This window comes from Polynucleobacter sp. QLW-P1DATA-2, from assembly GCF_001870365.1.
Lineage (GTDB): Bacteria > Pseudomonadota > Gammaproteobacteria > Burkholderiales > Burkholderiaceae > Polynucleobacter.
This window is the reverse complement of sequence record NZ_LZMQ01000001.1, coordinates 132,524-144,181: the sequence shown is the minus strand read 5'-3', so window position 1 is coordinate 144,181 and position 11,658 is coordinate 132,524. Positions and strand designations below refer to the sequence as shown.

Here is an 11,658-nt window from a genome sequence, read left to right as displayed (position 1 = left end):
ATGAGCAAATTGATACTTAGATCCTTTTTGAAGGATTTATTCCTTGGTGCCCTGGCTAGTGGGGTCATACTATCGAGCCAAGCCTATGCGCAAGCAGAAGAGGCGCATACGGGGCAAGCCATTTTTGAAGTACTTGCCTCAGAAATTGCCCTCCAAAGAGGCGAAGCTGGGCTTGCCTACAGCACTTATATGGAAATGGCTCGCCAATATAAAGATCCTCGTTTGGCACAACGGGCCATGGAAATTGGCATTGCTGGAGGCTCCCCTGAATTGGCGCTCCAAGCTGCGCAAGCTTGGGATAGCCTAGCCCCTCCCTCCCAAACTAAGCCCAAGGAAGTACTCATTACCTTGCTGGTTTTGAGTAATCGCTGGTCTGACGCAGTCAAGCCCGCAATCGCCCTACTCAAGCAACAAAACCCTGCAGAACAAGAAAACACTCTCTTGCAATTACAAGCCTTATTAGGAAAAGCGAAAGATGAGTCTGAAGCCTTACGCGCTTTTTATGAAATAGCATCGACTGCAAAACCTGCTCCAAAAGATCCAGGCTTGCTATATACCTATGCCATGTCAGCGGAAAAAGTGGGGCGTATTGATGTGATGGAAAAAACCTTGCGTGAAATTTTGCGCAAGAACCCTAATGATGCAAACTCTTTAAATGCTTTGGGTTTCTCACTCGCCGACCGAAACATCAAATTACCAGAAGCATATGCGCTGATCAATAAAGCACATCAGCTATCTCCTAAAGATGCATTTATTTTAGATAGCCTAGGTTGGGTTAATTTTCGTCTGGGTAAAAATGCACTTGCCTTAGAACAATTGCAGCAAGCCTTTAATATGAAACCTGAGGCAGATATTGCCGCACATACTGGTGAAGTATTGTGGTTCATGAATCGTCGCACTGAAGCAGAGGCAATGTGGCAAGAGGGCCAAAAATTGGATGTCAATAATGCCACTCTTCAAGAAACTCTCAAACGCTTAAAACCAGATTGGACCAATTCAGATCAAGCCTCTAATGGCTCATGGGACGGGCGCTTTGCAGTAAAAATTACCGGCCTTTCTGACAGCCAGAATCAAGGTGGCTCAGGTGGCTTTACCTTGACACAAGAAGCCCTCAAAGATGTTTTAGAAATTCGCAATCCTGTTGGTGGTTCTATTGCAAAAATTACCATCACACCAGGAGAGGCAACTCTTGAACGTGATGGACAAGTGGTGACTGCAATTGATGCAGATACTCTTGTACAAAACACCTTGGGGCTTCCGCTGCCAGCACGGGGTTTATCAAACTGGCTTAGAGGCGAAGTAAGACCGGGCGGCGAAGCAAGCATCGAAAGAAATGCTAAAGGGCAAGTGAGCAAAATTAGTCAGGATGGTTGGAATCTGGTCTATAGCTGGAGCAATAAAAATCGTCTTGAAAAACTCATGATGACTCGTAGCTCTAACATCGGATCAATTGATATTCGTCTTGTTTTTGATCAAGCTAATGAGTGAAGTTCAGCACGCATCTCTGACGCTACGCTCACCAGCAAAGCTCAATTTATTTCTACATATAGTTGGGCGTCGTCCTGATGGCTATCACCTGCTGCAATCTGTTTTTCAATTAGTGGATTGGTGTGACACCATCACACTAAAAAACATCTCACAAAATGAAGTTCGTCGCATTAATCCGATTCCCGGAGTAGCGCCCGAACAAGATTTAGTTGTCATGGCAGCAAAACTGTTAAAAGATTTTTGCAAGATTGACTCTGGGATTGAGATTGATCTTCAAAAAGAAATTCCGATGGGCGCCGGATTGGGCGGAGGATCCTCGGATGCGGCCACTACCTTGATTGGCTTAAACGCACTCTGGAATCTCAAACTAGACCAAGCAACTCTATCTTCGCTCGGACTACAACTAGGTGCTGATGTGCCATTTTTCATTTTTGGCAAAAATGCATTTGTTGAGGGTATTGGCGAGCAAATTGAAGGGCTCACCCTTGAGAATCATGCCTTTTTAGTCATTTTTCCCAACCAAGGCATCTCAACCCTAAGTATTTTTCAAGACCCTGAATTGACCCGAAATCACGCTCGGATTACAATAGATGGCTTTCTTGCATCGCCATGGTCAAGTCTTTCCAATGATTGCCAGGCTGTAGCGATGCGGATTTGTCCTGAAGTGAAGCAAGCTTTGGATTGGATTAGTCAGGCTGTACCGGGCTCAGAGCCCCGTATGTCAGGCTCTGGAAGTAGCGTTTTTGCAGTCTTAGACCCTAAGACTGACATCGCAAATCTGGAAAATCTTCTGCAAAATCTTCCTCAGGGGTGGATAGGTCGGGTTGTTCGGGGGCTAAATAAAAATCCCGCTTACAATTTGGTTTCTTCAGATTGATCCGTAGGGGAATCGCCAAGCTGGTTAAGGCACTGGATTTTGATTCCAGCATGCGAAGGTTCGAATCCTTCTTCCCCTGCCAAATACTGTAGAAACGACAAAGATAACCTTTTGACCCTACAAAACCCTTAAGACCATGTCCTCCACAAACTCCGATTTATTGACTTTATTTACAGGCAACGCAAATCCGGTTTTGGCTGAGGCAGTAGCCAAAGAGCTCAAGCTACCTATGGGCAAAGCTTTTGTAGGCCGTTTCTCAGATGGTGAAATCCAAGTAGAAATTCAAGAAAACGTACGCGGCAAAAACGTCGTAGTTATTCAGTCAACCTGTGCCCCAACAAACGATAGCTTGATGGAGCTCATGATCATGATTGACGCACTGAAGCGCGCATCTGCAAGTCGCATCACTGCAGTGATTCCTTACTTTGGGTATGCCCGTCAAGACCGTCGTCCACGCTCTGCACGCGTTGCAATCTCTGCTCGTATTGTTGCCAACATGCTCCAATCTGTTGCCGGTATTGAACGTGTTCTGACCATGGACCTTCATGCCGACCAAATCCAGGGCTTCTTTGATATCCCGGTAGACAATATTTATGCCTCGCCAGTTCTCTTGGCCGACCTAGAGGCCCAAAAAACCAAAAAAGACCTGATCATTGTTTCCCCCGACATCGGCGGCGTAGTTCGCGCCCGCGCAATGGCTAAACAACTGGGCACTGACTTAGCAATTATTGATAAACGTCGTCCTAAAGCGAACGTATCTGAAGTAATGCACCTGATTGGCGAAGTAGAAGGACGTCATTGCGTCATCATGGATGACATCATCGATACCGGTGGAACGCTCTGTAAAGCCGCTGAAGCGCTTAAAGAGCGCGGTGCCAAGGGCGTTACTGCCTACTGTACTCACGCCGTCCTATCAGGCGGTGCTGTGGCTCGTATTGCTGCCTCTGAGTTGGACGAATTGGTTGTTACTGACACCATCCCCTTGACTGCAGAAGCATTAAAAGTGGGCAAAATCCGCCAACTGACTGTAGCCCCACTGCTAGCCGAGACCCTTTCTCGGATTAGTAAGGGCGATTCCGTCATGTCTATGTTTGCTGAATAAGCCAAAAAACATAGTTTTACCCCGTTTTTTGCTAGTTTTAGGTGGTTTGTAGGCATAAATATCCATTCCCAAGATATAATCGAAGGCTTTTCTGTTTGGTCGCGAACGGAAATTAACCTTAAAGGGAATTAATCATGAAAGTTGTAGCCTTTGAAAGAAGCGTACAGGGAACGGGTGCGAGCCGCCGTCTGCGCAATTCCGGAAAAACTCCGGGAATCGTTTACGGTAGTAAAGATCCAGCCTTGGTCATCGAGTTAGACCATAACGCGTTGTTCCATGCTCTCCGCAAGGAAGCATTTCACTCATCTATTTTGGATTTGGAAATTGACGGCAAAACACAAAAAGTGTTGTTGCGCGATTACCAGATGCATCCATTCAGACCAATCGTTTTGCATATTGACTTCCAGCGCGTATCTGCGACTGAGAAAGTACACATGCGTGTTCCATTGCACTTCACCAATGCCGAAACTTCTTCTGCAGTGAAATTGCAAGGCGCCGTTATCAGCCACATCCTCAATGACATCGAAGTTTCTTGCTTACCAGCAGACTTGCCAGAATTCATTGAAGTGGACTTGAGCAAAATTGAAGTGGGTCACGCTATTCATGCCAAAGATCTTGCATTGCCAAAAGGCGTTACTTTGGTATTGCATGTTGAGCAAGAGAACCCAGTGCTTGTAAATGCACGTATTCCAGCTGTTAAAGCTGCTGAGACTGAAGATGCTGCTCCTGCAGCCGCAGCTCCAGCCGCTGCTCCTGCTGCCGATGCAAAGGACAAAGCTTAATTCATTAAGCTGCGCTACTTGCTTGAGAAGGCCCGCGCAAGCGGGCTTTCTTTTTACCCCCTTCTTCTTTTTGAAGAAATAGTGTTAAGTCTTTAAACTCACGGTATGACTAAATTAATTGTTGGCCTAGGCAATCCAGGTGATGAGCACGAAGCAGATCGGCATAATGCTGGCTTCTGGTTTGTCGATGCCATGGCAAAACAGTTGAATGCCCGCTTTGAATCTGAAAAGCGCTTTCACGGGAAAGTAGCTAAAGCCAAATGGGAAGGTGAAGATCTCTTTCTACTGAAGCCAACCACTTACATGAACTTGAGTGGTCAAGCAGTAGGCGCACTTTGTCGCTTTCATAAAATCGCGCCTGCAGATATTTTGGTGGTGCAAGATGAGCTCGACCTCAAGCCTGGAATAGCACGACTCAAGCTGGGTGGTGGCACTGGTGGGCACAATGGCTTAAAAGATATTCAAGCGCACCTGGGTACCCCAGACTACTGGCGCCTGCGCCTTGGCATTGGACACCCAAGAGATATAGCAGGCGATGGTCGCCCCATGGATGTGGCAGATTATGTTTTGCGCAGGCCTCCATTAGCCGAGCAAAAACTGATTGAGGACAGTCTTGAGAATGGCTTGCAAATTGTGCCGCTATTTTTGAAGGGTGATACTCAAACCGCCATGATGGAACTGCACTCTAAAGGCTAGGTTGCAATTGCCTTTTTGTTTGCAGTCAAAATCTTAAACTTCACCATTAACTGCTCTTGGGTTTCAGTATGTGCTGGGTTAAACGGAATACAGTCAACCGGACAGACCTGTCGGCATTGAGGTGCATCATAGTGCCCTACGCATTCGGTACATTTATCGGGGTCTATTTCATAAATCTCTAGCCCCATATAAATAGCATCATTGGGGCATTCAGGCTCGCACACATCGCAATTGATGCATTCATCGGTAATCATGAGAGCCATGTTTTTACTTTACAACCTTACTTACTATTTTGATTGGCAGTAGCAATTTTTTTGACAAGCCATTTTTCCACTGATGGGAAAACAAACTTGCTCACATCACCGCCCATAGAGGCAATCTCACGCACAAAAGTACCAGAGATAAATTGGTACTGATCGGACGGCGTCAGAAACAAAGTTTCGACATCCGGCAAGAGATAGCGATTCATACCTGCCATTTGGAATTCATATTCAAAGTCGGATACTGCGCGTAAGCCACGCACAATAACGCGTGCATTGTGCTCACGTGCAAAATCTTTTAATAAGCCGTCAAAGCCGACGACCTTCACATTGGAATAGTGTCCAAGAACTTCTTTAGCAATTGCAATCCGCTCATCTAGCGCAAAGGAAGGGTGCTTGCTACGACTGGAGGCAACACCCACAATCAGCTCATCAAAAATGCTCGATGCGCGACGAACCAAATCCTCGTGTCCACGAGTGAAGGGATCAAATGTTCCTGGATATACAGCGACAGTCATAACTCTCCTAAGGCTTTATCAGCTACAGGCAAGAGTTTAGCCCCTTCCGCTCCGAAATAGACAGGCTTTTACCTGTCCAGCCTCTAAGTATTTTCCACAATGCCAGTCTGGCAGCAGGGATTCTATATCTTCACTGGGGCGATTTGACGGGAATTCGACATAAATTCCTCCTCCCCCAGAGTCATCACAGATTCTGCCGGCTTCACGAACAGCTCGATCAAGTAAGGCAGCCTCCTGAAAAGGAGGATCAATAAAAATGAGATTGCTTGATTGATCTGCTTGCTGTCTTAAAAATTCCAAACTGTCACGCTGCAAAATTTCTACAGATCCAGATACGGGGGAGGATTGAAGTAATGAAAAATTCGCCTTTAAGTTTGCATGGGCTTTTTTATCTTTTTCGAGCAGGACAACCAAACTCGCACCGCGAGAGGCAGCCTCAAATCCTAGTGCGCCTGTTCCAGCAAACAGATCCAGGCAACGTAAACCACTTAAGTCTTGACCAAGCCAGTTGAACAAAGTTTCCCGAATACGATCAGTCGTAGGTCGAAGACCGTGTAAATCGATCACTGTTAATAAGCGACTTCTCCACGTGCCGCCAATAATGCGAACCTTCTTAGGCGGCTCTGTCTTCAGAGTCTTCGGTTTATTTATTTTGAGCCCCTAAAACTACGATCTTCATGCGGTCCATCGCAAGATATTTTTCGAAGGCAGATTTCACTTGATCTAAAGTCACTGCCTCCACTTGCTTAGTCCAAACTTCCATCGTGTCGAGTGGTAAATCATTCCAGGCGATTGAAGAAACGTTATCCAATAATTTACGATTGTTATCGATTCGCAGGGGGTAGCCATTCACCAGATTTGCTTTAGCCGCAACAAGCTCAGAAGTAGTCGGGCCATCTGTAATGAACTTCGCAATCGTATCGCTCATCACCTGCAGCGCTACAGAAGATTGATCATTCTTAGTTTGTAGGCCCGCCTGAAAGATTCCCGTATCTTTGCCTGGGGCAAAATAACTAGACACACTATAGGCGAGGCCACGCTTCTCTCGAACCTCATTCATCAGACGCGAGACGAACCCGCCGCCGCCTAAAACATAGTTGCCTACCAACAAAGGAAAATAATCAGGGTTATTACGTGCCACAGCCGTCATACCCATAGCGATATGGGCCTGCTGAGAGTCAAAGGGGATCTGAACTTCACGTTGCGCCAATGGCTCTACTGGAGAGCGTTCAAATTCTGGCAAAGGTGCAATAACAGGGCCCGATTGGGGAATTCTTTTTAATAAGGCGCGAATAATTTCATTTGCTTCAGTTTGATCTACATCCCCAACAATACTGACAATCATACGATCGCTACGATAAAACTGTTTATGGAATTGAACTAAGTCTGTAGGAGTAATTGCGCCTACAGACTTAACAGATGGAGAATCTGCCAAAGGATAGGTGCCATAAACCATTTTTTTAAAACGGCGATCTAATACATATTCGGGTTTTGTTTCTGCCTCAAGCAAGCTAGTGATTGTTCTTTGCTTTTCGCGACCAACAATATTTGGGACATAAGTGGGCGCAGCTAACATTGCTGATGCCAATTGCACTGCTCGATCACGCAAATCTTTTCTACTAAGGCTACGAATACGCAAAATAGCGCGCTCACCACCAACTGAGAGACCAATACTGGCGCCTAAATCAGCGATCTCATCAGCGATTTGGGCCTCACTGAGCATCCTCTTATCATCCTGCACACCATAATTCATTAGGGTTGCGGTCATGTCTGCCAAACCACTCTTACCCACTGGATCATAACGATCACCAGCATCAATGCTCACCTCAATATCCACCATCGGCAACACTTTGGTTTGGACTAAATATGCTTTAGCCCCTTTGTAATTTTCGAGTTTTTCAATGGGAAGAATTGCTTGTGCACTAGTAATTACACCGAAAGCTAAAAGACAGCCTAAGATCATTTGATTGAAGGCTTTCATCGCTTGCCCTCCTTCACTACAGATTGACGTGCTTGTGGATCTAACACCGCCATCGTTAAACCTTCATCCACTAAATACTTTTGAGCTACCGCTTGAACTTGCTCTGGAGTAATCGTTTGCATTTTCTCTAACATGTAGTCGATATCTCGCCAGGAAAAACCTGCCATCTCAGTACTGCCAATTTCCATAGCCTGACCGAAGATGGAATCACGTTTATAAATTTGCTCTGACAGAATCCGCACCTTAATGCGCTTCAACTCAGAATCGAGGATTCCTTTTTGCTTTAGCTCATCTAACGCTTTTCGAATACTGACCTGCGCCTGCGCAACTGTTTTCCCTTTAGCCATAGTCGCAGCAATTTCAAATAATTCTGGACCACGAGAAATCATGTCGTAACCAACGCCAACATCATTCACTACCTTCTCTTGTTTGACCAAAACTCGGTTCAAGCGCGCATTGTCATAACCATCCAATACAGAGGTGAGGAGCTCCAAGGCATAGGGCTCTGGGTCATCCAACTTACCAACCTCTAGGCGTGGAACTTTCCAAGCCATAGTCAATTGCGCACTATCTGCAGGCGCTTTGACTTGAACCTGTTTTATTCCTTTTTGAGGTGGCTCAATCTGCGGTTTACGAACTGGCAATTCCTGAGCGGGAATGAATCCATAATACTTTTCGACTGCAGCCAAGACCTGCTTAGCATCAACGTCGCCTGTAATAACTACCGTTGCATTATTTGGTTTATACCAACTGCGATACCAATCCCTCGCATCGTTTGCTTTCATATTCTGCAAATCATTCATCCAGCCCACTACTGGATAGCGATAGGGAGAGCTCATGTAGGCGGTGGCCATAAGGGATTCATTCAGGAGGCTGCTCGGGTTATCTTCCGTACGAAGACGACGCTCTTCCATCACTACCTGGATTTCTTTTAAAAACTCTGAATCATCAAAATTCAGATTGGACATGCGATCTGCTTCTAGCTTAATCACTTCGTCTAATTTGGATTTCTCAACTTGCTGAAAATAAGCCGTGTAGTCACGATTCGTAAATGCATTTTCGCGCCCACCTAAGGCGGCAACCAAGCGAGAAAACTCTCCAGCCTTCACCTTGTCGGTGCCCTTAAACATCATGTGCTCCAAAACGTGTGCCAAGCCAGTACGGCCATTGACCTCATCCATTGAGCCAGCTCGGTACCACACCATATGCGCCACGGTTGGTGCGCGATGATCTTCTCTCACAATCAGCTTAAGGCCGTTGCTCAGCTGGTATTCATGGGTATCCTCATGGTCTTTAGCCATAGCGCAAGACAATTGAGTAAATATCAAAAATATGAAGGTAATTCGGAGTAAATTGAAGCGCATCTGCTAAATCACCATATCCCAAGAATTTAATTGATAAGATGCAAGGATTAAATTGTATCGATTATGTTCGGCCTACGTAAAACCCTTGGATCTCTATTTAAATCAAGCAAGACTGATGACGCTTGGTTTGATGCCTTAGAAGAGTCGCTCATTCAGAGTGATGTGGGATTGCCTACGACTGAGGATTTGATTAGCAAACTACGTAAAGCAGCGAAATCCGAAAAGGCTTCAAGCCCTGATGAACTACAAGCCCTTCTGATTCAAGAGGTTGCTACCTTATTAACAGTGCTTGAGCCATCCCCTAACCCACTATTTACAGGGTCTAAAGAGAATATCCCTGAAGTGTGGCTGGTTGTTGGCGTCAACGGTGCAGGGAAAACCACCACCATTGGTAAGCTTTGTAGAATTTTTCAATCCCAAGGTAAGTCCGTTCTCTTAGCCGCAGGGGATACCTTTAGGGCCGCTGCGCGCAATCAGCTACAAGAATGGGGCGGTCGCAATCAAGTGGACGTCATCACCCAAGAAGGTGGCGATGCTGCAGCCGTAGCTCATGATGCAATTCACTCCGCCATCTCCCGCAAAAGCGATATTTTGATCATTGATACTGCAGGTCGTCTTGCTACTCAAGACCACCTCATGGAAGAGCTCAAGAAGGTCAAGCGTGTAATTGGCAAAGCACTTCCTGGAGCGCCTCATCACACACTATTGGTTTTAGATGGCAACACAGGACAAAATGGTTTAAGCCAAGTGAAGGCCTTTCACATGGCTCTGGGCCTGACCGGAATTATCGTTACCAAGCTAGATGGGACTGCTAAGGGTGGTGTTATCTGCGCCTTAGCCCATACCCTTAAAGATGGCCCTAAACCAGCTGTTCTAGCACTAGGCAAGGGCGAGGGAATTGACGATTTAGCCCCCTTTACAGCCGGGCAATATTCCTCTGAATTATTCAATTAATTCAATAACTTACAATCCAAATAAACCATTAGCACTCTCTTGACAAGAGTGCTAAAATAGAACTCTATTAACACCTCATATTTATTTAAAAAATGGTTCAAAAGAAATCTGACAAACCGAATATGCAAAGGCTGCCTGTAGCGCAGGCTGCAGCGGCGTCCGCATTTCCAATGCTGCCATCCCTTGGGGTTGGCACTCTTGATTCGTATATTGCGTACGTGAATCGCGTACCCATGCTTAGTGCTGCAGAAGAGTTACATCTTGCGCAGGAATTTCGTCGCACTGAAAATGTTGAAGCCGCTAAAACCTTAGTGCTTTCCCATTTACGCCTCGTTGTTTCCGTTGCGCGCCAATATCTTGGTTATGGTATTCCACACGCTGACCTCATTCAAGAAGGTAATATTGGCTTGATGAAGGCCGTGAAACGCTATGACCCCAATAATGGTGCACGCTTAGTGTCTTATGCCATTCACTGGATCAAAGCAGAAATTCATGAGTACATTCTGAAAAATTGGCGCTTAGTGAAGGTAGCAACCACCAAAGCACAACGCAAATTATTCTTTAACTTGCGCAGTAACAAACCTACTTTAAGTGCACTTACTCCAGGTGAAGTGGATGCCTTAGCTAAAGCACTTGATGTCAAAGGTTCCGATGTTAAAGAAATGGAAATGCGCCTCGCTGGTGGCGATATTGCGCTTGAAGGCGATGATAGCGATGAAGAAACTGCGTATGCCCCAATTCAATGGCTCGCTGACAGTAGTCAAGAGCCTACAGAGCGCATCGCTAGTGCACAAGCAGACACACTACAAGGCCCGAAGCTAGATCAAGCCTTGATGGCTCTAGATGAGCGTAGTCGCAATATTGTTCAGTCACGCTGGCTAGCAATGGATGCTGATGGTAATGGCACCAAGACTTTGCATGATCTGGCCGCTGAATATGGCATCTCTGCAGAGCGCGTACGTCAAATTGAGACAGCAGCTCTCAAAAAAAATGCGCGGTATGTTGCAAGCTGAAGCGGCTTAATCAAGCCGCGCCTCTCTAGCTCTTACTTTAAAAGTTCTTTCAAGTCATGCGCCAAGGTCTCAGGACCTTGAGCATGTTTGATATAAAGACGCAAATGTCCCTCGGGATCAAATGCGTAGCTACCAGCTGTATGGTCGATGGTGTAGGAACCCGGGCTACTACCGGGTACTTTCTTGTAATAAATCTTGAAGTCTTTGGTCACTTTTTCTAGTGCCGCATCGTCTGCTGGACGCAAGCCTAGGAAACGCGCATCAAATGACGGAACGTATTGCTTGAGAATAGCTGCGGTATCACGCTCAGGATCAACGGTCACAAATAACACTTGTACCTTATCTGATTGAGGACCCAATAGTGCCATGACCTGCTGCATCTCAGTCAAAGTCGTCGGGCAAATATCAGGGCACTGGGTGTAACCAAAGAACATCACTACCACTTTGCCCTTAAAGTCGGCGAGCGTCCTTACCTTGCCATCAGGATCTAACAAGCTGAAATCCTTGCCAAATGAAGTGCTACCTGTAATGTCGATATTTTTAAAATCTGGCTTTGGGCTACAGGCCGACATCGCCATTAGAAAGGCGACGATACAGATATTACGTAAGAAGGTCATTTTCAT

13 protein-coding genes and 1 tRNA gene are annotated in these 11,658 nt (G+C 46.0%); 8 read left to right on the top strand and 6 right to left on the bottom strand.

Annotation, left to right across the window (positions count from 1 at the left end; genetic code table 11):
* The 6 genes from A9236_RS00810 to pth all read left to right on the top strand — a co-directional run bounded on the left by A9236_RS00810 (window position 1) and on the right by pth (window position 4,945).
* Entirely contained in the window at window positions 1-1,488 is a 1,488-nt protein-coding gene (locus tag A9236_RS00810) for an outer membrane lipoprotein LolB (RefSeq protein ID WP_071466207.1), read from the top strand.
* Window positions 1,481-2,365, top strand: coding sequence for a 4-(cytidine 5'-diphospho)-2-C-methyl-D-erythritol kinase (gene ispE / locus A9236_RS00805; protein ID WP_071466208.1), 885 nt, complete (start codon window positions 1,481-1,483; stop codon window positions 2,363-2,365). The genes A9236_RS00810 and ispE overlap by 8 nt, the downstream gene beginning before the upstream one ends.
* Before the next feature lie 5 nt (window positions 2,366-2,370).
* A tRNA-Gln gene (locus tag A9236_RS00800) sits at window positions 2,371-2,447 on the top strand.
* 54 nt (window positions 2,448-2,501) lie between these two features.
* Window positions 2,502-3,467: a ribose-phosphate pyrophosphokinase gene (locus tag A9236_RS00795; protein WP_071466209.1), complete on the top strand. Its 966-nt coding sequence runs from the start codon at window positions 2,502-2,504 to the stop codon at window positions 3,465-3,467.
* 134 nt (window positions 3,468-3,601) lie between these two features.
* On the top strand, window positions 3,602-4,249 hold the full coding sequence (locus tag A9236_RS00790) for a 50S ribosomal protein L25/general stress protein Ctc (protein WP_071466210.1): 648 nt from the start codon (window positions 3,602-3,604) through the stop codon (window positions 4,247-4,249).
* Window positions 4,250-4,354: 105 nt separating this feature from the next.
* The gene (gene pth, locus A9236_RS00785; RefSeq protein WP_071466211.1) at window positions 4,355-4,945 is read left to right on the top strand and encodes an aminoacyl-tRNA hydrolase; all 591 of its coding nucleotides are present in this window, start codon (window positions 4,355-4,357) and stop codon (window positions 4,943-4,945) included.
* Here pth and A9236_RS00780 read toward each other — a convergent pair.
* From A9236_RS00780 to A9236_RS00760, 5 genes are read right to left on the bottom strand one after another with little or no spacing between them, the layout of a single operon-like run.
* Window positions 4,942-5,208 carry a YfhL family 4Fe-4S dicluster ferredoxin gene (locus A9236_RS00780; protein WP_071466212.1) on the bottom strand — a complete coding sequence of 89 codons (267 nt, stop codon included), beginning with the start codon at window positions 5,206-5,208 and terminating at the stop codon, window positions 4,942-4,944. The two genes, pth and A9236_RS00780, sit on opposite strands and share 4 nt — an antisense overlap.
* 17 nt (window positions 5,209-5,225) lie before the next feature.
* A complete protein-coding gene (gene coaD, locus A9236_RS00775; RefSeq protein WP_071466213.1) occupies window positions 5,226-5,723 on the bottom strand; it encodes a pantetheine-phosphate adenylyltransferase in 498 nt (165 codons plus the stop codon).
* Between the two features lie 36 nt (window positions 5,724-5,759).
* Complete coding sequence (gene rsmD / locus A9236_RS00770; RefSeq protein ID WP_083393536.1) at window positions 5,760-6,356, bottom strand: 16S rRNA (guanine(966)-N(2))-methyltransferase RsmD; 597 nt, start codon at window positions 6,354-6,356, stop codon at window positions 5,760-5,762.
* Between the two features lie 10 nt (window positions 6,357-6,366).
* Window positions 6,367-7,704 (bottom strand): pitrilysin family protein, encoded by a 1,338-nt coding sequence (locus A9236_RS00765; RefSeq protein ID WP_071466215.1) that lies wholly within the window; start codon window positions 7,702-7,704, stop codon window positions 6,367-6,369.
* The gene (locus A9236_RS00760) at window positions 7,701-9,068 is read right to left on the bottom strand and encodes a pitrilysin family protein (RefSeq protein ID WP_071466216.1); all 1,368 of its coding nucleotides are present in this window, start codon (window positions 9,066-9,068) and stop codon (window positions 7,701-7,703) included. Before A9236_RS00760 ends, A9236_RS00765 begins: the two co-directional genes overlap by 4 nt.
* 63 nt (window positions 9,069-9,131) lie before the next feature.
* On the opposite strand from A9236_RS00760, the gene ftsY reads away from it, so the two are divergent.
* Together ftsY and rpoH are read left to right on the top strand one after the other, a co-directional pair.
* Window positions 9,132-10,022, top strand: a complete 891-nt coding sequence (gene ftsY, locus A9236_RS00755) for a signal recognition particle-docking protein FtsY (protein WP_071467681.1) — start codon at window positions 9,132-9,134, stop codon at window positions 10,020-10,022.
* Between the two features lie 92 nt (window positions 10,023-10,114).
* Complete coding sequence (rpoH, locus tag A9236_RS00750) at window positions 10,115-11,035, top strand: RNA polymerase sigma factor RpoH (RefSeq protein ID WP_071467680.1); 921 nt, start codon at window positions 10,115-10,117, stop codon at window positions 11,033-11,035.
* 32 nt (window positions 11,036-11,067) lie between these two features.
* Here rpoH and A9236_RS00745 read toward each other — a convergent pair whose 3' ends face one another.
* A complete protein-coding gene (locus A9236_RS00745) occupies window positions 11,068-11,658 on the bottom strand; it encodes an SCO family protein (RefSeq protein ID WP_071466219.1) in 591 nt (196 codons plus the stop codon).